This window comes from Tolypothrix bouteillei VB521301 (assembly GCF_000760695.4).
Classification (GTDB): Bacteria; Cyanobacteriota; Cyanobacteriia; order Cyanobacteriales; family Nostocaceae; genus Scytonema; species Scytonema bouteillei_A.
The window spans coordinates 2118505-2141547 of sequence record NZ_JHEG04000001.1 but is presented as its reverse complement, the minus strand read 5'-3'; the positions used below and the strand labels follow the sequence as shown (position 1 = coordinate 2141547).

23 protein-coding genes are annotated in these 23043 nt (G+C 42.2%); 10 read left to right on the top strand and 13 right to left on the bottom strand.

Annotated features, from left to right (window positions below; translation table 11 throughout):
- Positions 1-35: 35 nt before the first annotated feature.
- From hpsL to glmM, 3 genes are all read right to left on the bottom strand, one after another.
- A complete protein-coding gene (hpsL, locus tag HC643_RS08625) occupies positions 36-1715 on the bottom strand; it encodes a hormogonium polysaccharide biosynthesis protein HpsL (RefSeq protein ID WP_050046266.1) in 1680 nt (559 codons plus the stop codon).
- A 90-nt stretch (positions 1716-1805) separates the two neighbouring features.
- Positions 1806-2585: a hypothetical protein gene (locus HC643_RS08620; RefSeq protein ID WP_038101855.1), complete on the bottom strand. Its 780-nt coding sequence runs from the start codon at positions 2583-2585 to the stop codon at positions 1806-1808.
- A 263-nt stretch (positions 2586-2848) separates the two neighbouring features.
- Complete coding sequence (glmM, locus tag HC643_RS08615; RefSeq protein WP_038101852.1) at positions 2849-4315, bottom strand: phosphoglucosamine mutase; 1467 nt, start codon at positions 4313-4315, stop codon at positions 2849-2851.
- A 580-nt stretch (positions 4316-4895) separates the two neighbouring features.
- Between glmM and HC643_RS08610 the strand changes: the two genes are divergently transcribed.
- The 3 genes from HC643_RS08610 (at position 4896) to HC643_RS08600 (ending at position 7326) form a co-directional block, all read left to right on the top strand.
- On the top strand, positions 4896-5612 hold the full coding sequence (locus HC643_RS08610) for a biliverdin-producing heme oxygenase (protein WP_038101850.1): 717 nt from the start codon (positions 4896-4898) through the stop codon (positions 5610-5612).
- A 126-nt stretch (positions 5613-5738) separates the two neighbouring features.
- Positions 5739-6812 (top strand): cobalamin biosynthesis protein CobW, encoded by a 1074-nt coding sequence (cobW, locus tag HC643_RS08605; RefSeq protein WP_038101847.1) that lies wholly within the window; start codon positions 5739-5741, stop codon positions 6810-6812.
- 58 nt (positions 6813-6870) lie between these two features.
- On the top strand, positions 6871-7326 hold the full coding sequence (locus HC643_RS08600) for an ABA4-like family protein (RefSeq protein ID WP_038101845.1): 456 nt from the start codon (positions 6871-6873) through the stop codon (positions 7324-7326).
- Positions 7327-7388: 62 nt separating this feature from the next.
- Here the strand turns inward: HC643_RS08600 and HC643_RS08595 are convergent, their stop codons facing one another.
- The 3 genes from HC643_RS08595 to HC643_RS08585 form a co-directional block, all read right to left on the bottom strand.
- Positions 7389-7604, bottom strand: coding sequence for a hypothetical protein (locus HC643_RS08595; protein WP_038101843.1), 216 nt, complete (start codon positions 7602-7604; stop codon positions 7389-7391).
- Between the two features lie 205 nt (positions 7605-7809).
- Positions 7810-8121: a DUF3181 family protein gene (locus HC643_RS08590; RefSeq protein WP_038101841.1), complete on the bottom strand. Its 312-nt coding sequence runs from the start codon at positions 8119-8121 to the stop codon at positions 7810-7812.
- Positions 8122-8237: 116 nt separating this feature from the next.
- On the bottom strand, positions 8238-8495 hold the full coding sequence (locus HC643_RS08585) for a 2TM domain-containing protein (RefSeq protein ID WP_038101839.1): 258 nt from the start codon (positions 8493-8495) through the stop codon (positions 8238-8240).
- Positions 8496-8788: 293 nt separating this feature from the next.
- On the opposite strand from HC643_RS08585, the gene HC643_RS08580 reads away from it, so the two are divergent.
- The gene (locus tag HC643_RS08580; RefSeq protein ID WP_038101836.1) at positions 8789-8983 is read left to right on the top strand and encodes a DUF2795 domain-containing protein; all 195 of its coding nucleotides are present in this window, start codon (positions 8789-8791) and stop codon (positions 8981-8983) included.
- A gap of 133 nt (positions 8984-9116) precedes the next feature.
- On the opposite strand, the gene HC643_RS08575 is transcribed toward HC643_RS08580, so the two are convergent.
- Both HC643_RS08575 and HC643_RS08570 read right to left on the bottom strand, forming a co-directional pair.
- On the bottom strand, positions 9117-9917 hold the full coding sequence (locus HC643_RS08575; RefSeq protein ID WP_038101834.1) for an LmeA family phospholipid-binding protein: 801 nt from the start codon (positions 9915-9917) through the stop codon (positions 9117-9119).
- 297 nt (positions 9918-10214) lie between these two features.
- Positions 10215-11240, bottom strand: a complete 1026-nt coding sequence (locus HC643_RS08570; RefSeq protein WP_050046267.1) for an HlyD family secretion protein — start codon at positions 11238-11240, stop codon at positions 10215-10217.
- 148 nt (positions 11241-11388) lie between these two features.
- Between HC643_RS08570 and HC643_RS08565 the strand changes: the two genes are divergently transcribed.
- Complete coding sequence (locus tag HC643_RS08565; RefSeq protein WP_050046268.1) at positions 11389-13137, top strand: protein kinase domain-containing protein; 1749 nt, start codon at positions 11389-11391, stop codon at positions 13135-13137.
- A 13-nt stretch (positions 13138-13150) separates the two neighbouring features.
- Here HC643_RS08565 and HC643_RS08560 read toward each other — a convergent pair whose 3' ends face one another.
- The 3 genes from HC643_RS08560 to glyA all read right to left on the bottom strand — a co-directional run bounded on the left by HC643_RS08560 (position 13151) and on the right by glyA (position 17183).
- A complete protein-coding gene (locus HC643_RS08560; RefSeq protein ID WP_038101833.1) occupies positions 13151-14395 on the bottom strand; it encodes a competence/damage-inducible protein A in 1245 nt (414 codons plus the stop codon).
- 236 nt (positions 14396-14631) lie between these two features.
- Positions 14632-15675, bottom strand: coding sequence for a glycosyltransferase family 4 protein (locus HC643_RS08555; RefSeq protein ID WP_038113018.1), 1044 nt, complete (start codon positions 15673-15675; stop codon positions 14632-14634).
- A 224-nt stretch (positions 15676-15899) separates the two neighbouring features.
- On the bottom strand, positions 15900-17183 hold the full coding sequence (gene glyA, locus HC643_RS08550; protein ID WP_050046269.1) for a serine hydroxymethyltransferase: 1284 nt from the start codon (positions 17181-17183) through the stop codon (positions 15900-15902).
- A 299-nt stretch (positions 17184-17482) separates the two neighbouring features.
- Between glyA and HC643_RS08545 the strand changes: the two genes are divergently transcribed.
- Together HC643_RS08545 and HC643_RS08540 are read left to right on the top strand one after the other, a co-directional pair.
- Positions 17483-17680 carry a hypothetical protein gene (locus HC643_RS08545; RefSeq protein WP_050046270.1) on the top strand — a complete coding sequence of 66 codons (198 nt, stop codon included), beginning with the start codon at positions 17483-17485 and terminating at the stop codon, positions 17678-17680.
- Between the two features lie 84 nt (positions 17681-17764).
- On the top strand, positions 17765-18241 hold the full coding sequence (locus HC643_RS08540) for a Tic20 family protein (protein ID WP_038088205.1): 477 nt from the start codon (positions 17765-17767) through the stop codon (positions 18239-18241).
- Positions 18242-18244: 3 nt separating this feature from the next.
- On the opposite strand, the gene HC643_RS08535 is transcribed toward HC643_RS08540, so the two are convergent.
- Positions 18245-19018 carry a fumarylacetoacetate hydrolase family protein gene (locus tag HC643_RS08535; RefSeq protein ID WP_038088208.1) on the bottom strand — a complete coding sequence of 258 codons (774 nt, stop codon included), beginning with the start codon at positions 19016-19018 and terminating at the stop codon, positions 18245-18247.
- A gap of 452 nt (positions 19019-19470) precedes the next feature.
- Between HC643_RS08535 and rpsF the strand changes: the two genes are divergently transcribed.
- Together rpsF and HC643_RS08525 are read left to right on the top strand one after the other, a co-directional pair.
- Complete coding sequence (gene rpsF, locus HC643_RS08530) at positions 19471-19797, top strand: 30S ribosomal protein S6 (protein ID WP_038088241.1); 327 nt, start codon at positions 19471-19473, stop codon at positions 19795-19797.
- 311 nt (positions 19798-20108) lie between these two features.
- The gene (locus tag HC643_RS08525) at positions 20109-20663 is read left to right on the top strand and encodes an Npun_F5560 family protein (protein ID WP_038088210.1); all 555 of its coding nucleotides are present in this window, start codon (positions 20109-20111) and stop codon (positions 20661-20663) included.
- 480 nt (positions 20664-21143) lie between these two features.
- Here the strand turns inward: HC643_RS08525 and HC643_RS08520 are convergent, their stop codons facing one another.
- Positions 21144-21497 (bottom strand): STAS domain-containing protein, encoded by a 354-nt coding sequence (locus HC643_RS08520; protein WP_038088214.1) that lies wholly within the window; start codon positions 21495-21497, stop codon positions 21144-21146.
- A 434-nt stretch (positions 21498-21931) separates the two neighbouring features.
- On the opposite strand from HC643_RS08520, the gene HC643_RS08515 reads away from it, so the two are divergent.
- Positions 21932-22564 (top strand): DedA family protein, encoded by a 633-nt coding sequence (locus tag HC643_RS08515; RefSeq protein WP_038088218.1) that lies wholly within the window; start codon positions 21932-21934, stop codon positions 22562-22564.
- The last annotated feature ends 479 nt before the right edge of the window (positions 22565-23043 follow it).

The following is a 23043-nucleotide window of genomic DNA, read 5'->3' as shown; positions in this document are numbered from 1 at the left end:
TATCCTATTGAATATTTAACTATGCAATATGAAATTTATAGTGGGTTCAAGAGGTTTTTCGCTGTTTTGGTTTTTTTCTTTGGTTGTTCTTCAGAATTTTCATCATTCTCTTTTTGCCTTTCCTGTTTGTCTATAATTGGTAGTTTCAAGATAACTCCAGCTACAAACCAGTAATAGACTGCTACTGGATCGACATCAAGAGGATAGTAATAGGTGTTGTAACTAATAAACAATATAAACACCCATAAAGCCGATCCGTAACTGCGGAAATTACGGTTTTTTATTAACCGATTTGATTGGTAACAAGCAATGGTCAGAGTTGTGACAAGTGCCAAGAAAGCCAACGTTCCAAAGGGACCAACTTCAAAAAGAACTTTAGGATAATATGTTTCAATCAGCCTTGTCTCACCCATTGCACGAGCGGAATTGGTCGCACGACCCAATCCATTGCCCAAAATCCCTCTTTGTTCTTTCCACGATTCCTCAAATTGTTGCACTATGAATTCTTGAGGTGGTGAAGCTTCCCAGCGATCGCTCAAACTGGATGTTCTCTCTTCTAAAAGGGCTGGATTGCTTGCTATAGCAATTCCCAGGATCAGAGCCAGACCAACTCCCATAGGAATAAACCGTTTAAGGTTGCGAAGTTGACCGGTTAGCAACAGCAAAATCACAAAGCAGACAGGGACTAATGCCAAGGCTATTCTCTGACCGGAAATGACTGCGTTAATAAATACCGCTACAATGGAGCCCAAGCTAACTACCCGCCAGAGAATTGAAGGATCGCTGAAGCCAGAAGCGAAGCTAAAAAAGGTACTTGAAATCAAGAACCATGCCCATTGCCAAGGTGCAACAAAGGTTCCCGGTAACCGAATCACACCTTGTTGGGGACTGTAGAGTAGAGCACCACCGAAATAGCAACGGGCTTCAATTGAGGTCTTAAATAAGGCAGCACCTTCTAAATGTCTTGTACCTTGGCATATCCCAGTTAGCAGTAACATATACTGGATGAACCCCATTGCACAGCAGATGAGGATCAGAACAACTTGCATTCGCGAGAAAAATAAAAAATCTTTTTTATCCCGAATTAAATAGTAAGCACAAGTTATCAGAGGTAAGTAACCCAGAAATACTTTCAGACCCAAAATTCCCATAAAAATTGGCTTGTTACCACCACCGCTTCCCAAACCGCGTAGTGGTGGGCTAAATTGCTGCATACCATTGACAAATAACAATGTCAGCACGCATAGCGCCAGCAAAATAAATAACGGAGTTTTAATAGCTTTGGGAACAATGAAAGGTAAACGTTTCTTACTGCAAATTTGCCAAAGAGCGATCGCGGCTGGAATATAAAAGGAATCTTTAGCAAGTTGGAGTATGGGACTGTTACCGATATAGTAAGTGATAGTGCCGCTAAAAGGCAGATATATCATGAAGCCAAAAAGCGCTTGACGGGGATATTTGTAACACAACGCTATTGTGATGACTCCCAATACACCCGGAACTGCTGCCTTAATGCCTCCTATAAAAGCTAAGAGAATACCAACAAAGAAACCCACAGCACCAGCAGAAGACAACATACTGGAAAATTCTTTTCGTGCTTGTGCGGCTTTTCGCTTCTGCAATAAACGTTCTTGAAGACTGAGAGTTGGAGTTTCCTTTTCCTCCTGCTTCTTTCTTTTTTTAGATTTCTTGCCTTTTGACTTTAATGTCAGCATGATATCGCTGTAAGTCTGCCCTTAACAGTTATCGGTTACCAGTAGACAGTTATCAATACAACACAGTTTGTTAACTGTTTACTGATGCGGTCATCTCGAATACATTGTTTCAGTTATAACTGAATTTGGCTCTAATGGGTAGAGATAAAATTCGTCTCGCATTGATTGGGTTAACAATTTGCGGTTAAGAATATTGAAAGTTAATTTTGTAGTTCCATAATAAAGATTTTCTCCCGTGGCAACAATATAAATAGCACCCGGAAACGGTAGTGGTTTTAGAGGATTTCCTTCTTGAGCCAGCATTCCTCTAATTTTTTCATGATCTACGTAAAATTTGTAGTACCCGTATCCTCTATTATATTCTGGATATTTAGGTAACCGATTTAGGTCATACCTAATAATATTGCAAGTGCCACACATCTTGTAAAAATTTCTTCTTTTGAAAAAAATAAAGTCATCACCGTTCTGATATTTGTAACCTTTGTTTATAAACCAGCCATTGCCTTGAGGATTTTGATTGACAAACTCTGCTAAGTGCTTGCTGATACAGTCGTCAGCATCGACAGTCATAGTGTATGTTGGTAAAAATTCTTGAGCAAGGACTAATCCTTTCAAAATTTTGCGCCCTTTATCTGTATGTCCCGCACAGAAGGGATCTCGTTCATTGGCTGGTGGAAAATCGACTTCAACGTATGTAATCTTGGGGTGTTGGAATTCAAGACGGGGGCGTTCGTGACAAACAACAATCACTCTGTATTCCTGTGAAGTCTGATTGCAGATCGATCTGACGCATCTTTCAAATAACTGCGTTACGAGTTCCCAAGACTTGGAAACTTGTGGGCTTTTTAGCGGTACCACAAAAACTAGCATAACCTGAGACCGCGAAACTACTTTTTCTCAACTTAGAGAGCGAAAATTTTTAATTGCATAAATTGCCACACAGACACAAGAGTTGTACGGACAAACTGCTTTTGAAATTCTTATCAAAATTTTAACCTTAGATATACAGAACTCAACTACAAAAACTTTATCTAAATTTTACAAAATTTTTGCATTTTTAAGCACAAGACAAGATACCCGACTTCTTTAAGAAGTCGGGTATTTAAGTAGCTAAAATATTTGCTCGATGACTGTTAAACCAAGTGTTGTTTGACTTGTGCGACTAATTCATTTGTCCAGTAGTTTGCAAGCTCGGCATCTTCGGCTTCTACCATAACTCGGATGAGTGGCTCCGTACCAGAAGCCCGGACTAGAATTCTACCTGCATCACCCATTGCAGCTTCAGCACGGTCAACAGCTTGTTGTAAAGGTTGGCAATCTTTCCAGTTAACACGCTTTAACCTGTCTTCTACTCGCACGTTCCGTAGGAGTTGCGGATATGTATGGAAACTGGAATCTATCATTTCAGATAGAGGAACGCCCGCCTCTTTGACTAAAGCTGCTAGGTGTAAAGCCGTGAGCAAACCATCTCCAGTGATGCCATAGTGACGGCAAAGGATGTGACCGGATTGTTCGCCCCCTAACATTCCCCCAGTCCGTAACATTTCTGCTTGGACGTATTGGTCGCCTACTGCTGTGCGAATCAACTGACCCCCTGCTTGTTTCCAAGCTCTCTCAAAACCTAAATTTGCCATCACTGTGGAAACAATTAAGTTATCTGGGAGTTGTTGCTTCTGCTGTAAGCCGAGACCCCATATGTAAAGGATATAATCGCCATTCACTTGCCTTCCAGTATTGTCTACAGCCAAAACACGGTCAGCATCACCATCAAAGGCGAAACCTATGTCGGCTTGGTGTTCGCGAACAGCTGCTTGTAATACATCTAAGTGAGTGGAACCGCAGTTGACGTTGATGCGATCGCCATCTGCTAAGCTGTGAAAACAGATAACTTCTGCCCCTAGTTCTTCAAATACTTGCGGTGCTAGATCGACTGCTGCTCCCCATGCCAAATCTAAAATAATCTTCATGCCTTGAAAATTCACAGTGCCATGCAGTGGTTCTTTCAAAGCACTAGTATATCTTTTTACTAAATCTAAACGAGAATAGTGTCGCCCGCAATCACTTCTTACCTCAGGATATGATGATAGACCGCGCAGACCTGCCTCAATTTCTGCTTGTAATGCTTGGGGTAACTTCAACCCATTTGCACCAAAAATTTTAATGCCGTTATCTTCAGGTGGATTGTGGCTTGCAGAAATCATCACTCCACCAATAGCATCGCTGTTACTGGTTAGAAACGCAACGCAAGGAGTAGGACATAAACCCAAATGCCAGACTTCTACGCCAGCTGCTGTTAACCCCGCACTTAAAGCCATTGCTAGCATATCGCTAGAGTTACGAGAATCTTGACCGAGGATCACAGGTCCTAGATTGGAAGCGCCGCCCCGTAAAACAACTCCCGCCCAAAAACCAATTTGTAATGCTAGGGGTGCGTTGAGCAAATCCCCAACTTTTCCCCGAATTCCATCCGTCCCAAACAAGGGAGTTGTTGGTAGAGACATTAAGTCCAGACCAAAACTCATCCTACTATGACTGTCATTGGCTTCAGAAGCAGACACTCCCGTATTGCCATTTTGATTTCGGGCTATAAATGATACCATATTTTTCTACACTCCACACCGTTACAATGGAGAATAACACTTTAAACTTTATTCAACAATTCCCCGTTGGTGGCTTTTGTTCGGGATAATTTACTAGTTTTTACGTTTTTAACTTTATTCTAATTTGCCTGCTTTTTCAGAAAAAATACTTATAGAGCCGATGATGTTTTTGTAAAGATTCAGTAAAACAGTAATATGACTGAAATATGAAGTAAGTATAATTTTTTTTAAGAAAGCAGCGCTGCTGAAGGCAGTGATATTTCCCGTATCGTTCTGTACTGGATGTAAGAAAGGTGTTACGCGTTTATTTGTCTTCGTGTATTTGGAGTGTTAGCCTTTCAACTGTTTGACAAATATACTAAAATTAAATTGTTATATTTTTTACTCTATTCTCACGGCTGTGTTCTACTCCATATCCTCTGCCTTAGTTTTGGTCAAAAAAAATACCAAGCAGGAAAACTTAAAAAATATTAATAGAAATTCTCATCAAATGGTTCTACTGTAACGTTTTAGTGGCTTTTGTAGCCGTTCTGATATCACAACTCCGGCAATTGATTTTTTTAAAGTTGAGCAATTTAGTATGAGCAGTCATTTAGCAACAAAATTGCGTGTAGGAACAAAAAAAGCCCACACGATGGCAGAAAACGTTGGTTTTGTCAAGTGTTTTTTAAAGGGAGTCGTTGAGAAAAACTCCTACCGGAAACTAGTAGCTAACTTCTATTTCATCTACTCAGCAATTGAAGAGGAGATGGAAAAGCACCATAACCATCCAATTCTTTCTAAAATCAATTTTCAAGAGCTTTACCGCAAGCAGTCCCTGGAAAAAGACCTCAGCTATTACTACGGAACAAACTGGCGGGAGCAAATTCAATTATCTTCAGCAGGTGAAGCCTACGTGCAGCGCATCCGGGAATTATCAGCAAATGAACCGGAATTGTTAGTCGCTCACTCATACACCCGTTATCTGGGAGACTTATCAGGCGGACAAATTCTCAAAGGCATTGCCCAAACAGCAATGAACCTTTCTGACGGACAAGGGACTGCCTTTTATGAATTTGAAGATATTGCTGATGAGAAGGCATTTAAAGTTAGATACCGTCAGGCTTTAGATGAACTGCCAGTAGATGAAGCAACAGGCGATCGCATTGTCGATGAAGCCAACGCAGCTTTTGGTATGAACATGAAAATGTTCCAAGAGTTAGAAGGAAATCTCATCAAAGCCATTGGTCAAATGCTGTACAACACCCTTACACGCCGTCGCACCCGTGGTAGCACCGAACTAGCAACAGCTGAATAAATGTTATTTGGTTAGTGGTTGGTGGTTGGTAGTTGGTAGTTAAATATCTGACGGAGCAAAGTTTTACTACTAACAACTAACAACTAACAACTAACCACTTGCAACTAACAACTAAAAACGTAATAAATGGCAGCAAAAATTCCCGTTACTATCATCACTGGATTTTTAGGGAGTGGAAAAACTACCCTCATTCGCCACCTGTTACAAAATAACCAAGGACGGCGTATTGCTGTGTTAGTCAATGAATTTGGTGAACTTGGTATTGATGGCGAATTATTGAAATCCTGTCAAATTTGTCCTGACACAGATGTGACAACTTGCGTTTCCACAGCCCCCACTCCCAACATTTTTGAATTAACAAATGGCTGCTTGTGCTGTACGGTACAGGAAGAATTTTTACCGACAATGCAACAGTTAATCAAGCGACGAGAGAGCCTTGATTGTATTTTGATTGAAACTTCAGGTCTAGCATTGCCAAAACCTTTGATAAAAGCTTTTCGCTGGCAAGAAATTCGCAATGCAGCTACAGTGGATGCTGTCATTACAGTGGTAGATTGTGCAGCAGTTGCAGCCGGAACATTTGCCAGCAATCCAGAGGCGGTAGAAGCACAGAGACAAGCAGATGATAGTTTAGAACATGAAACACCACTGCAAGAACTTTTTGAAGATCAACTTGCTTGTGCGGATTTAGTAGTGTTGAATAAAACGGACTTGGTGGATAAGCAGTCTAAAGCAAATGTTGAGCAGTTAGTTAAACAAGAATTACCCAGAGAGGTAAAAATTGTAGAGAGCAATTACGGTCAACTTGACCCATCGGTATTCATGGGATTTCAAGCTGCAGTTGAAAACGACCTAGATAATCGCCCCAGTCACCACGATATAGAAGAAGATCACGACCACGATGACGAAATTACTTCTACTTACTTGGTTTTAGACCGTACTTTCGATCCACAAACACTTTTAGCCCGGTTACAAACGCTAGCACGCGAGCAAGAAATTTACAGGATTAAGGGGTTTGTAGCAGTTCCCAATAAATCTATGCGCTTGGTCATGCAAGGAGTAGGAAATCGGTTCGATCAATTTTACGATCGCCCTTGGAAACCAGAAGAAATCAGGCAAACTAGCCTAGTTTTCATCGGTCGCGATTTAGACTCTTCTGAAATAGAATCCCAGTTATTAACAGCGATCGGCGATCGTTAATCCTCTGCCATACTAAAGCGATAATCCCTGACTTCCCAACTAATAACTAACAATTTCTATGAGCGTCCAAATTTTCCAGGTTGCCAATTTTTTTGTTCTGCCCTTTTGGATTTTAATGATTTTCCTACCCAAATGGAACATTACAAAAAGGGTTATGGAATCCTATATTCCTTTCGTTCCACTAGCAGCAACTTATTTGTATTTATTTATTAACAGTATCACGCCAGAAACTGCCCAGTCCTTTTCCAACCCTCAGCTGTCAGATATTGCCCGATTGTTTGCAGATGAAAAAGTCGCTGTGACTGGTTGGCTTCATTTTTTAACTTTGGATTTATTTACGGGGCGTTATGTTTATCTGGAAGGGCAAAAAACAGGTATGTGGACGGTTCATTCTCTGATACTTTGTTTTTTTGCCGGTCCATTGGGATTGCTATCTCACATTTTGACCGATTGGATTGCAAAAGCCTTTTTCCCATCGGAGAAAGTGGAAAATCTTTCTGAGAAACCTTCTTAAAGTATGAAGGATAAAGGATGAAGTCTAAAAAATGCCATTTCATCCTTTATCCTTTATCCTTCTCAGTTAGAACCATTTCTATAATTAGCATCCACCCAACAGCGTGGAAGACTTTCTCCAGAAGGAAAAGCCAGATTTTGTTTGTTATAGGAATCTGGTTGTTGTTCTTCTTGACCTTCTTGTTCTTGTGCGTGAATAGTATTAGTATTGGGATCGATCAATTCTTGAACATCAAGAACTTTAACCAATTCACCGCTTTCTTTAATTTGTAAAAGCATCGAATTTGCCTCCTTAAGTTTGCGTCAAAAATGAGGGCAAGATTAAACTCACCCTTAATAACTTTCTCATTTAAACATTTAGCAGCTCGAATTTCTTTCCACTCCAAAAATACCAAGTCTTCTAGGAGAGGTATTGCTATCTATCAATTTTCTTGGCAATACCCTTCCTACTCATATAGGTAATTTTCTGGTGGTAAGAGAGCCGTTAAATTTCTCGTTGATATTTTTCTAAAATATCTACTAAATTCACTTGGCATTGTAGGGGTAGTAAATCGATGAGGGGAAGTTCCCTTCTACCGCCTCCAATCTTAACTGGAATAGATTCTAAAATTTGTATAACGTCATTTTCTTCAACGGTTTTCTTAGCAGTAATGAGAGGATAGACTTTTTCTGCTACTACCGTATGGAGTTTGGCATTAGATAAATAAAGATGCCATTTGGCAATATCAATGTATACGTTGTCACCAATTTCCGCAGCTAGGGCTTCTAGTAATTCTGTGGTGTTTGCTTTAGCCATAAATATAACCCTATATAATGAGTTTTAACTCTCATCCTAGATCCTATTATGGATCGTTTCTCAAGACTAAATCTACCACCACAAGTAACAATCACCCTAGCTTCTTCAGTCCATCTTCAGGTGGATGTTGGTGGCGTTTCTGAGTAATTAGCGATCGCAGAAATATATATCAGGTGAACTAACAGCACAACGAACCAACCTGTAGTTAACCAAGGTAACCATTCCCAAGTTATTAAATTAAGGTTATGGAAAAACCACAAACCAGAATTAGAGACTGCAAAGAGTGCAACATGAACCGCAAAATTCATGCGATCGTCTAATTTTCGGTAAGCGGGGTCTTTGCGATCGGGTTTACGGGGCCAACGAGGAGGCATAAATATTTGTTACATAGGTATATACATCTAATTTATCAAAGAAAGGCAGATGGCAAATGGCAGATGGCAGAGGGGAGATTTCAAGGTTTGTATTAAAAAAGAAAGGCAGAGGGCAGATGGCAGAGGGCAGAAGGGAGATTTCAAGGTTTGTATTAAAGATTAATTGAAAAAGAAAAAATGGGTTTCATCAGCCTAGTGGATGAGGTAACGATTGAATTATCTGTAACTCTTCGGTAGATGTAGTCAATATACCCGCTTGTAAAGATAGAAATGTTCTTTAGAGGTGGATAACAATGGCTAAACTTAATCCCATCCAACTGCAAAAACACTTAAAAGGCGTTGACTATCCTGCTAACAAGGAAGAATTAATTAAACGCGCCCAGCAAAACGGTGCTGATGACAATGCTATTTCTGTATTGCAACAAATCCCAGATCAAGAGTATCAAGCACCTACTGATGTTAGCGAAGCAGTAGGCGGTATTGTATAAATGAATCCGTGTAGGTTAGCAAGAAACAGCACTACTTTGTAAAGAGATGTCAAATCTCGCTTGTTTTGTTTGTAGAGGGGCTTTAGTGCTAAAGCCCCTCTACAAATAGCTATGATTCTTCGTACCAAGTTACTTATTTTGTATCCTTTTGAGGGATACGCTCAATTTCAGCATAGCCGCTAAAAATTAGCCGTTGACCTTCAGTTTCCAATCGATTCAGACGCATTTTAACGCCATCAAGGTCAAAGCGATCCAAATCGACCATATTATCTAAAATTTCTACTAGTGCTAGGCAAAGGGTCTTTGAGATTTCCTTTTGAGCTTCCGGTATTTGCTCGAGTTCTACTGTAGGGTTTTTAAAAGAAATACGACGACGCCGTTCAACAGCGATAGTCACAACCATATTTAAGGGTATTGGTTCCCCATTGCCTAAATCAGCTTTGGCAAAAATCCGCAACTGATTTTCAGGTAAGAGCTGTACTTGAATTTCAGGAAACGAAACTGGCTTACCGTCCGATAATGCGGTCAATGCAGGTACGGTAAGGTTCATTAAACGCCTTGTCACCAATTCTGCTTTAAAAGCGTGGTTAATACCTGTTTCTGATAAGACAACTTGAGCAATGGCTTGAGTTGGTTGCTTGAGGCTTAATTTGCCACTTAAAACGGAGCTAAAGTCAATGGCGACAGCATCAGTTTCAAAAGACATTTCTTCTACAGCAAAGTCTTTGCGAATAACCAAACCACGACCGCTCATTTTGAAGCTGTCAATGCTTCCTTGTAACAATTTGCTGGAGGGATAGCAACGGACAAAGACTTCTACTGACTCGCTCTTAGTAAACATGTGGCGAATCGTTTGGCTGGCTACGGTATTGAGCATGCGCTCACCCCAGTCAGTGCCTTTGGGATCTGTTAAACCTGTAAGTCCGCCTAGCATTTGTGTAAGTGTAGGTGAGTTGAAGTCCTAGAAGTTCTTTGTACTTTTGTAACAAATCGTGAAGAATACAGCAAGCCTTTGGTGATTGATTATTCTGATGGAAAGACCTGGGATCTTTAATAGCAGAGAGTTCTAGGACGTAAAAATTCTTTTTAATGGACTCGTGCGATCGCGCCATATGAGCCACATAACAAGTTTCTGCTATTGCTTCTACCGAGCGTTCCCTTGAGGAACGTCTTGTAGAATTCTTCCCCGCCCGCCCATACTCGGAGACGGGCTGGATTTAGAGATAGCAAATTATTTTTTTGTATCTACTGTCACAACAGCCGATAGCCCAGGAGTCATTTTAGTCTCGTAACCCCGAAGACTTTCAGGCTCAAATAGAATTCTTACAGGAATTCTTTGCTCGCTTGAAGTCCTTGTGGTGTTACCTGTAGTGTTTTCTCCTTTTAAAGGAGAAACTTTGCCAAAAGAAGTGGGAGACATACTCTCTACCGTACCTCGAAATGTCTTGCCGGGAAAAGCAATCATTTTAATATCTGCTTTTTGACCTAGTTGTATTTTTGCTAACTGGGTTTCCTTAAAATTCGCTACAATCCAGGGATTTGGTTGTACGACTCTCAAAAGAGTTTGTCCTGCTTTTACTTGCTGTCCTACTTGGACGTTTTTTTGACTCACTTTACCAGCTACTAGAGCAGTTATGTTGGTGTAGGAGAGATGAAGCTGTGCTTTTTTAAGCTCCGCTTCTTTTTGGGCGATCGCAGCCACTGCTGTTTTATACTGTTGCTGATTTATATCCCTTTGCCGATTGAGAGCTTCCGGCTGCGATTGAGGATTAGTATTTATAGGTACGGGTAACGGGACATAATTATTATCCGCAATCAGTTTGACATTTTCTTGTGCCAATGCTGCTTGCTGTTTAGCTAATTCTAAAGATGCTTTTGCCTGTATCAAAGATGCTTGGTACTCGCGGGGATCGATCTTCACCAACAGAGTTCCGGGCGATACTATTTGATTATCGTTAACTGCTACTTGGGTGACTATACCCGATACACGAGATGTAACGGAGTAAATATTAGCATTGACATAAGCATTATCTGTTTGCTGATGTGTTTGACCGTATTGCCACCATCGATAGCTAAAAATTCCAGCAGCAACCGCCCCTGCAAATAACAGTGTTCCCAGTAAGACTTTAGGTAGCAGATGACGGTGAGAGGGTGATGCAGGTTGAGCATCGCTACTTGCGTCAGGTGGGACTAGACTCGTTTCTTCCTCTAAAGTTGTACCGGGCTGAGTCTGTTGTGAAGAATTGAAACTTTCCATAAACGACCCCGATTAAGGCAACGAACTTAGGAATAGTGGTATTTGAGAGAGCAGTCAATATATCCAAAGTAGGGAATTGGAAATTAAGGATTGGGATTGGGCATTGGCTACTGTGGTAGCATAGATACCAAAAACCTTTGGCAGAAATATGTTGGGGGAAATATTAGATAGGCGTTATCAAATTAAGCATGTTTTAAGTGCTGGAGGTTTTGGTCAAACTTACCTTGCAGATGATACTAAACTGCCGGGAAACCCTCAATGTGTTGTCAAGCAATTGAAACCTACATCTAGTGACCCCAACACTTTGCAAATAGCAAGACGCTTGTTTGCTTCAGAAGCACAAGTCTTACAGCAATTGGGCAATCACGACCAAATTCCCAGGCTTCTAGCTTATTTTGAGGAAAATGAGGAATTCTTCCTCGTTCAAGAGTTTATTGACGGTCAATCCTTAAGTGCAGAACTCAGTTCGGGGAACTATTTCAGCGAATCAGATGTTACTAACCTGCTAAAAGGCATTTTAGAACCCCTTGCTTTTGTCCATCAGCGTCAAATTATCCATCGCGATATTAAACCAGCAAATTTAATTCGACGCCGTCAAGATGGCAAAATTGTTCTGATTGATTTTGGTGCAGTCAAAGAAATAACTGTAACTCAAGTCAATCTTCAAGGACACACAACGCCAACAGTAGCTATTGGGACTGCTGGCTATATGCCAAGCGAACAAACTAAAGGAAGCCCCAGATTAAGCAGTGATGTTTATGCGGTGGGAATGATAGGTATTCAAGCCTTAACGGGTATCATGCCCCATAAACTGACTGAAGATCCCGTGACAGGAGAAATTTCCTGGCGTCAGCACGCACAAGTCAGCCCAATATTGGCAGATATTTTAGATAAAATGGTGCGTTATGATTTTCGACAGCGCTATCAGTCAGCAGAGGAAGCATTACAAGCGCTACAATACCAACAAAATTTTTCCCAAGATGTCTCACCGACTCTCATTCCCACTCGGAGCACGGAGTTACACGAACTAACTTTGGAGTGGTTTGAAGACGGGCAAATCAGAACTCAAAAAATTCTCGAAAATCAACCCACCAAACATCCTGAGGTATTTCGCATTGGACGCGATCCTGCTGTTTGCGATCTGGTTTTGTCAGAACCAACAGTATCAAGACTGCACGTAGAAATCTTTTTTAGAACTCAACAAAGGTGTTTTTACGTGCGTCCGATGAATCAGAACAATCCGCCTGCGATCGACGGACAATTTTTCATCACAGGAGAAGCCTTACTTCATCAAGGTACTATTCTGCGGTTGGGGCAAATGGAATTCCGGGTATCTACATCCTTCAACCAGTACCCAGCAGGATACGTACCGCATCCACCTTCAGCACCGTATGTTGCACCACAACCACTACCCCCAACACGGCGACCCCCCGCTAGCAATCCCCCGCAACCGGAATATTATCCACCATCCGTTCCACCGCAATATCGTCAAGAAATTCCTGCTGAATCACCTCAGGTGCGACCGTCTTATTCTGCTTCCACACAGAATATACGCCCGCGATTGGGATGGAAGTTTTGGCTGAAGTGGTTTTCAATCAATCTTGTTGGCTTTGTCTTGAGTATTCCGGTTGGAATATTCATTTTCAAATTATTTTTCAACTCCTTACTCACCCGCATAGCATTTGGTTTTATGCTGGGTTTGTCCCAATGGGTGGCTGTACAGGGGGTTGTGAGTAAAGCTTGGTTGTGGGGCTTGTTGACTGGTGGGGCTATTACTCTTTTTAGCAGGCTGTTTTTGACAAACTTAGTCATGTTTGATACTCTGTTTGCCTGGGTAATTATTTTGCTTTTTAGTGGGGGGATACTCTTTTGGAATTTGCAACGCAAAAATTCATAAAAATTTATAATATCTATAACAATTTACGGCGTAAATTATCCAAAGCAGTACACGCGCTAAGATGACGGATTAAAGATCGACCCCGCATTGCACCAAAACGATACTCAAAACTTTCTACTTCTTCATTGGGTCCTGCTAATCCAATATAGACCAAACCAACAGGCTTGGTTTCTGTCCCACCTGTTGGTCCTGCAATACCTGTGATACTCAATCCCCAGGTTGTTGCAAGGTGCGATCGCACTCCCACTGCCATTTGCTCGGCGACAATAGAACTGACCGCCCCAAATTTTGCCAAATCTTCCGACTTTACACCCAAAATTCTCTCTTTAACAGAGTTATCGTAAGAAATGACTCCACCCCAAAAGTAATCGGAACTGCCAGAAATCTCTGTCAACATCTGCCCCAAACCACCGCCAGTACACGATTCAGCAACCGAAAGAGTTTGCCCTGCGCTACGCAATAGCTCTCCCACAACTGAAGCCAGGGTATCATCATCAGCACCGTAATAATCCAACCCCGCAATCCCCTTAATTTGTTGTTCAACAGGGGTAATAAGTTCTCTTGCTTGCTCATCCGTTGCAGCCTTAGCAGAAACCCTTAACTTCACCTCCCCCCTACTAGCATAAGGGGCGACTGTGGGGTTTGGTAAATTGAGATAACCTGCGACTTTTTCTGCTAACGCTGATTCCGAAATACCCCAAAACCTTAACATTCGACTGTAAATGATTTCTTGACCCCAACCGAGGCTCTTAAGGTAAGGTACAGCAGTGACTTCCCACATCCGTTGCATTTCACTGGGTACACCGGGAAAAGTCAGTATAGTTAAATCGGTGCGGGGTTGCCAAATAATACCTGGCGCTGTCCCCGTAGGATTGGGTAAAATCTCCGCCCCTTGAGGGATCAAAGCTTGCTTGCGATTGCTAGGAGTCATAATCCGCCCGCGTTGAGCGTATTTCCGAGTTATCTCTTCAATCACCTCCGGGCGTTCGACCAAAGGAGAGTTAAAAAAAGCAGCGATGGTTTCACAGGTTAAATCATCAGGTGTGGGACCCAAACCTCCCGTAAAAATCAAAATTTGTGCTCTTTGAGTAGCAATTTCTATAACCTGCTTTAACCTTTCTGAGTTATCACCTACAACTGTTTGATAGTAGTGGGGTATACCCAGTTTGGCTAACTGCTGTGCCAAATATTGAGCATTACTGTTAAGAATATCTCCTAACAGTAGTTCTGTTCCAACACAAATGATTTCCGCAGTCATAATGGCGTTAGTTGTTAGTTGTTAGTTGTCAGTTGTTGGTTGTTAGGTGCTTAGCCATTAGCCATTAGCCATTAGCCATTAGCCATTAGCCATTAGCCATTAGCCATTAGCCATTAGCCATTAGCCATTAGCCATTAGCCATTAGCCATTAGCTATTAGCTATTAGCCATTAGCCATTAGCCACTAGCCATTAGCCATTAGCCATTAGCCACTCACCACTAACCAATAACCTTCCACTAAGTTTGCCGACAAATTTTCCATACTCTCCAAGTTGCGTAAATGAGCAACGAGGTCGCACAACAAGTGTAAATAATACCACTAGGGACACCAGCAAGAACTAATGCTAAACTTCCAACCCATAGGGTCAAAGAGTAAATAAATAAAACAGTCAATCTGTGGGATAACCCCGCTCGCAACAAGCGATGGTGCAAATGACTCTTATCTGCAGTAAAAGGTGATTTACCACGGCGCAGTCGTGCCAAAATCACTGCTGACATATCGACAATTGGTACAGCTAGAATCAAAAAAGGCAGTAATACTGCAGTAGCAGCAGTTTTCACCAGACCAACTACGCTCACTGCTGCTAGCGTGAATCCCATAAAATAAGCCCCGCCATCTCCCATAAAGATTTGTGCGGGGTTAAAATTATAACGCAGAAATCCCAGTGCTGCACCTGCTATGGCAGCCGCTATAATGGCGGCGGCTGTTTGTTGCATAAATAAGGCAACCACAAGAATAACCAAAGCTGCTATTCCCGATACTCCCGCAGCTAATCCATCTAAACCGTCAATCCAGTTAATCGCATTGACCATTCCTACCAGCCACAGGAGTGTGATGGGTAAACTCAACCAACCAAGTTGCATCACTCCACCTGTAGGAAGGCTCAAAAAATCTATACTTACGCCTGCTTTCCATGCGCCAGCCGCAATAACCATCTGCATCAACAACCGTGTCAAGGGCGACAGGTTTAATAAATCGTCTGCCAAACCAATTATAAAAAAACCTACACCGCCTAAAATCACTCCCCAAATTTGCCATTCTTTCTCAGTTGGTAGATTTCCAAATCCACCTAAAAGCCAGACAATGAATAGGGAGGCGATCGCACCTGCAAAAATAGAAACTCCTCCGAGTCGTACCATTGGGCGCTGATGAACTTTTCGGTCATTCGGTCTATCCAGGCGTCCGCTTTTGATGCCCATGTTTCTAACATCAGGTGTAGTCCAGAGAACGACTACAGCAGCAACAAGGAACGCAATCAGATGATAAATCTGAACTAGCATCTGTATTCACTATTAGGTTAGGTTCTACACTTAAAAATCCTGCGTGGATTTCTTTACATCTATTTACTTCATCGACTGCTTTTTATCCACAGGGGATTTTTAGAATTCAGTCAGTACCTAACTAGTGACTTGCGATCGTTGAGCGCTCTCGTTCCCAGGCTGAGCCTGGGAACCAAGGGGATGGAGATCGCGATCTTTACCAACCTATCCCCTATCGCCAATCCCTAAGCTAAAGCCGGGACGGGAATTTGTAAGTGCGAGTACAAGGGGAAGCGATCGCACAATGCTTTGACACGTCGCCGACAATCTTCAGCCACTGGCTTGGAATCTGGATTTAACAAGCGATCGGCAATAATATCGCCAATCTCCGTAAATTCTTCAACTCCCAAACCTCGCGTTGTCATGGCGGGAGAACCCAAGCGCAAACCACTGGTTACAAATGGTGACTCTGGGTCAAAAGGCACTGTGTTCTTATTGGCAGTTATATTGACTTCACTGACCAATTTATCGGCTTGTTTGCCGGTCAAACCTATAGATCGTAAATCGACTAACATCAAGTGATTGTCAGTACCATTTGAGACTAACTTTAATCCCCGCTTTTGCAGCTGGTTTGCTAAAGTACGAGCATTTTCAATGACTTGGGCAGAGTATGTTGTAAACTCAGGTTTTAAAGCTTCTCCAAAAGCCACCGCTTTCGCAGCAATTACATGTTCTAGGGGTCCGCCCTGTGTACCGGGGAATACTGATTTGTCTAGCTTCTTACCTAACTCAGGATCGCGAGTTAAAATCAGACCACCGCGAGGACCGCGTAGGGTTTTATGAGTCGTTGTTGTGACAACATCACAGTAGGGAATTGGATTGGGATGATGACCGGTAGCTACTAACCCCGCAACATGGGCAATATCTGCCAGCAAATATGCGCCTACTTCATCCGCAATACTGCGGAATTTTTCAAAATCAATGATACGAGGGTATGCGGAGTAACCACAAATCAAAAGCTTTGGACGCTCCCTAAGCGCCAGCTCTCGAATTTGATCGAAGTCCAGTTGTTCTGTTTCTTTGTTAACACCGTAGTGGCAAGCTTGAAACCACTTACCAGAAACGTTTACGGGTGAACCGTGAGTAAGGTGTCCCCCATGAGACAAATCCATACCCATGAATTTATCCCCCGGTTCTAGCAGAGTCAAAAAGACTGCAAAATTCGCCTGTGCGCCTGAATGAGGCTGTACGTTGGCACTCGCTGCACCAAACAATTGTTTGGCACGATCTATAGCCAGTTGCTCAACTTTGTCTACAAATTCACACCCACCGTAATAACGTTTACCGGGTAGCCCTTCGGCATACTTGTTTGTTAAAACGGAACCTTGAGCCGCCAGTACAGCAGCTGAAGTAAAGTTTTCACTTGCTATGAGCTCTAAGTGATCCCTTTGGCGCTGTAGTTCTTGATTGATTAACTCTCCAATCGCAGGATCGGAGGATGTAAGAAAATCTGAGTTCGTGAGAGTCACTTGTTGCCATCCTTAAATAGAAATGTTTGGGCTGGAACTTTTTTAGCCACACAAAGCACGTGTGTTATATACCAGGATATTAAAGTGTAATCTATGTTAGAAGTCACTTGTTAAACTACGGCTTTAACCGCTATCTTTCGATCGCCCGTCAGCGATCGCTCATTTGCGATCTCTGTCAACGCGGTTGACAAGTTAATTAATGTATTACTTTTTACTACAATACTCAATTTCTAGCATACAATAAATTTTGAAATTAGCTTTAGTATCCCTCATTCATTGGAACTTACAGGAGGCATTGGATGCTAATGATTATGACGGAAAACCAAATCTTTGCTCCCCAACACGTTTGTCAGTCCTGTTTGCTGGCTGATAGTAGCGGTCAACCCCGCTACCATCAAGGTCAACTTCGTTGCGGTCATGCTATTCGCAATACTGACGAACAACAGCCGGATCGGTATGAGTGTCTGATGGGTTTTCGCATCGTTCATATTGAATAATCTGAGGTTTTCCCAGAACCATTGGGTAACTGCGTTATTCTAGGGTCATGTAACTATTGAAGTTTAACTATAGGAGAACGCACGATGGCTTGGCGCGGGTCTACCACGGTTTCAGATCGCCTTTTTGCTTGTTTACCTTATTTGCTACCTCTGATTGCTGCACTTGCATTCGGAATTTCTCTATTTACAGAGTTTCCTGCACTGGCTGTGCTGTTTTTGCCCCTACAGCCAGTGTTAGCAATCTACGGTATTTTAGGACCATATAGCGAACTCATTATTTTCTTTTTGTTGTTCTTTTTAGTAGTTAGAAACGAAAGAATTCCTCACTTCATTCGTTTCAACACAATGCAAGCGTTACTTTTAGACATTGTTGCTTATTTGTGCGGTATACTTTTGCGACTCGTGGCACTTCCCGGTATCGCTTTTGCAGCACAAACCTTATCTACAACGATCTTTTTGGGCATAGTCGCAGCAGTTGTTTACTCTGTTGTTCAGTCTTTAATGGGACGTTACGCAGAAATTCCTGCTATTTCTGATGCTGTTTACATGCAAGTCCGTTAGTTGTTAACGGGTTTTGACTGTGTTTTCTAGCCGTCCAATACCCTCAATTTCTACTCGAATGCGATCGCCTGAATGTATTGGACCGACTCCTAGGGGCGTTCCTGTCAGCACGACATCTCCAGGTAGCAGGGTCATTATCTGGCTGATGTAAGAGACAAGAAAATCAGGGGAAAACACCATCTGATCGATAGTAGCAGATTGGACGGGTTCTATTTGCTCGTTCAAAAAAGTCTGTATTCGAGCGCCTGGGCTTAATTCACGGACAATCCAAGGTCCGAGAGGACAAAAACTATCAAAACCTTTAGCTCGCGTCCATTGATTATCACGTTTCTGCAAATCTCTTGCTGTTACGTCATTAGCAATGGTGTAACCCCAAATTTTTTTTTGTGCTTCCTCGGGCGTGCATTCAAAAGCGACCTCGCCGATGACCAATGCTAATTCTCCCTCATAATCTACCCGTTGGGATTGGGGCGGATAGTAAATTGCTTCTGAAGAAGCAATTATAGCTGTCGGCGGCTTTAAAAAGAGCAAAGGTTCACTTGGCACATCTGTTCCCATCTCTGCAGCGTGTTCTGCATAGTTTTTGCCCACCGCCACAATTTTTGAGGGCGCACAGGGAGCAAGAATTTGGTAACTTTCTGGTTCCAATACCATATCGGCTGGTTGTCCTTCAAGCCAGGGTGGAGCATCAAGTACCTGTACTTTCAAGGAGAGTTGTAACAAGCCGTAGTAAACTTGTCCTTTGGGATTTTGGACTCGCACGTAGCGCTGTGCCATAAGCTTGGTTAGTTCCTTACTCAGCAATTAGAACCGCCACCAAGTGAGAAATTCTGATGGCGATTTATTCAAGTACTATAATTAAAAACTGGTAAGATTATAAAGCTATGAGGGAAGTGCATCCACTCAGTGTCTTTGATCGGATCGCACGATAATTTGAAAAAGATTTTGGGAAACTACCTTACAGCACAGTTTTTGGTTGAAACCAAAGCAACATCAAACGTAAGGCAACAAGTGCAAGAAAAGCGCTTAGTAGTTACCCATATCTAAGGTTGCAGCCGTCGAGTCAGAGTACGACTCGCTCCGGCTTCATCTCAAAAATTTCCCGATTATAATCAGAAGGTATCAATTACACCTTGTTGCTTTAGGTGTTAATCAGTGCAGGTTTTGTAAAAAAAATACCTGTACGAAGTAACATCGGCAGCCATACAGCCCAAAAGGAGATCGAAACAGTGGCAACAGCTTACGAGACAATGTATATCCTTCGTCCTGACTTGACAGACGAACAAGTAGAGCAAGCGATCGCAAAATACGAAAACTTGCTGCGGGAACAAGGATCTGAAGATATCCAAATACAGAATCGGGGAAAGCGCCGTCTCGCCTATGAAATCGCCAGACAAAGAGACGGAGTTTACATTCAAATGAACTATAGTGCGCCCGGTAATGCCATCGCTATTATGGAACGCGCTATGCGTTTGAGTGAAGAAGTCATTCGCTACTTGACCATCAAACAAGAAGTTCAAGAAGCAAAAGCTGAACCCGCAACCGCTGCTACCTAGTCAGGGAATTAGTTAGTGGTTAGTGGTTGGTAGTATAAGTATACTATAGGAAGATCTCTAACCTTTGGGGTACGTCAAGCGCCAAGCGTGTGCTTAGCACAGCCATGTAAGAGCGCAAGGCTATATTCCCCCACCAACCACTAACCACCAACCACCAATCCACCAACCACCAATCCACCAATCAAAAAAAATAGCATATCTACGTATTGCCGATTCGTCTGGTAATGCTACATTAACTATTACTTGCCAAACTATGATTACTGTAGTAACAAATAAAGTAAAAAATATTTTTAACGGGAGCTGCAAGCACGGTGAGCCAAACTGATTCCACAATCCAAGCTCTCTCCGCTGAAGTGTCGAAACTGCGTCAAGAGTTGCAGCTTCGAGATCAACTCGTGCAACAACTGTCTCAAGAACTCTTCCGCCTGGTGAAGGGCAATACCAATTTTATGCCCCAAACAGAGGTATCGGAACGTCATCTGAGTCAGTTGCATGAACTGCGAGAGCAATTGCAAGCTGTTGAGCAGCAGGTAACGTTTTATCAAGAACAAATATCAACTCGTGATGCGGAAATTTATCAGTTGCGACAATCAGTCCAGGAACTGACCGATCGCAGTCGCATGCTAGAGCAAGTCGTACAAGAATTACCCCATATATACCGCCGCAAATTTGAAGAGCGCATGGCTCCAGTTCGGGAAAAGGTAGCAATGCTACAACAGGAAAACCGTCAATTACAAGCCGAACTTCAAAGTGTAAGTTACCGTTTGGCTTTGAAAACTCGTACAGCTAGCCATAGCGGTATAGATTTGCCAAATTTTCCGCGTGCTGCATCTCCACAAAATAATATTTCAACCCAGAACGCTTAAGTCAGCGATCGGCGATTGGTGACTAATAACAATTACCTAGCAACAAATCATTTAAGTGATAACTTTTTCCCACTTGCAGGAGATTATTCTTTTGCCAAACCATCAGGACTTGTAAATTTAAAGATAGAGTACACCCATTTTAAAGAATTGTTGTAGTTTGCCAAAAAACTTTCGCATGGCGCTAATATTTGTTTGGCATAACGTATTACAGATGGTCATGGCTGATTAGTGGAACTATTCAATCAACGAGTGGTACTTGCTGCTAAAGGTCTACGTCGCAGACAAAAGTTACTTTAGCAAAGCAGTTAATGGGAAAAAGTTATGAAGTCACCTAGTGAGTGCTTGTTCAATTGGTTTGAACGATGAAGTTATCCATCGCTTTAGGTTTCTGAGGTGGATATTTTCAATTGATAGGATAATAATCTCCTGCAGTATGCACGCAAGCACCACTAACGATCTTTGGAATCACGTGTCAAATCTTTAGTTCGCTACAACTAGATTTTCCTCATTGCTTTCAATGAAAATGTCTTCGTAGGAGCTAAAAATTTCAAAGACGGTATCTAATTGAGTGAGTTCCAATATCAATCTGACAGGAGGTTGAACGTTACAAATAACCAATCGACAGCCGCTTTGACGGGCTACTTTTAATCCTTTGACTAGAGACACTAGTCCAGAACTGTCCATAAAATCAACTTTAGCTAGGTCAATAACCCACAGTTGATTGGATTTAGGAACCACTGAGGTCATTTTTTCGCTAAGAGCCATTCCTCCTTGCAAATCTATACGTCCTTCGGGTTTAAACAAGATTACTTGACAGTCTGATGTAGTAGTCATGAATTTAACTGGGTAGTTGAAACACTGTACAAAAACAGAAAACAGACACAGACACCGTTTTACTTTAAACCATTAAAAATGCTGCTTTTTCACCCAATAACTTGGGGAATTGCAGCGGTATGGTTTAGACTGATATTTTCAGTATCCATGTCGTATAATTTGTCCTAACTTTCCCCAATATAGGCATAACTATTTGTGGATTTCAGTATCAACCGTATCTTTTACAGAATTTTTACAGGTTTTTGGTACTTTTGTAAACTTTTTGTTAAAATTATTTATGATGTCTTTTTAAGTGCCGTTTCTATGATAAAGAGGTACAGCAAAAATTGTCGGCAGACAATGGCACGTTGACCTGAGTAAATTCATTGACACGCGGCATAAAAAAGAGTCAACATAGAAGAGAAAGTAAAAAATTGTAAAGATGGCGGTGCTGGATGTCTCTTGAATTCATATCACTAGAAAACATCCAGAAGGTTGCTCACGAGTATGGCTATTGGGCAATTTTTTTGGGAATTTTGTTAGAAAATTTAGGGATTCCTCTTCCTGGCGAAACCGTGACCTTAGTAGGTGGTTTTTTAGCTGGTAGCAAGGAACTAAATTACTGGCTGGTTCTCAGCGACGCCTCAGCTGGTGCTGCAATCGGGGGTACGTGCGGTTATTGGATAGGTAGAATTGGCGGCTGGTCTTTACTTATTAGGCTAGCAAGTATATTCAGAATTTCAGAAGCGAGAATATTAGCCATCAAAGACCAATTTAGTGAAAATGCGGTCAAAGCAGTGTTTTTTGGACGCTTTTTTGCACTGTTGAGGATTTTTGCAGCGCCTCTTGCGGGTATAGCAGAAATGCCCTTTGGCAAATTCTTTTTGTGCAATTTAGCAGGAGCAGTCTCTTGGGCTAGCGTCATGGTAACACTGGCTTTTTTTGCAGGAAAAATAGTTTCTCTAGAACAACTCGTAACTTGGGTCAGTCAGTTTGCGATCGCAGCGTTGCTCATTCTAGTCGCTGTAATTGCCATTCCCCTGTGGTTGGAGTCGCGGAAAGTCGGGGTTGAGAGCACTAAGGAGTAAGAAGATCGCTTAAGTCAGGAAGCCCCGAACGCTCGCTACTACGTTAGAAAGCATCCCTACGCATAAATGCGATGGGGGATTCGAGGGATTTCGCACCTCAACAGCCAATGGCAAGAGGGCTAGTAACTGCTGATATCAACACTTAATTATGGTGCGCGGAATGTCACAATATAAAAAAATCCTATTTGATTTTTGAATATACCCGGTACAAGAAGGCAGAAGTACTCTCGTCAGAGGAGCCACTGCTGTGGACGGTGAGATCGGTGCTGATAGCGAAATGCGGTACGAAAGTACCATAGGAGGGTTTCCCTCTTTTGGTAACTGGTGAGTCAGCGCTGCAGGCGGTGAGACCATTGCTGTAGGCGGGTTTCCCGCGCCCTGGCGACTGGCGAACAAGGGAGGGCGAACTCAAAGGGGTTCTCCGGCATAAAGCAAGTGGCGTGGCAAAGGGGGAAAAACCTTATACAGTAAGCTTTTTG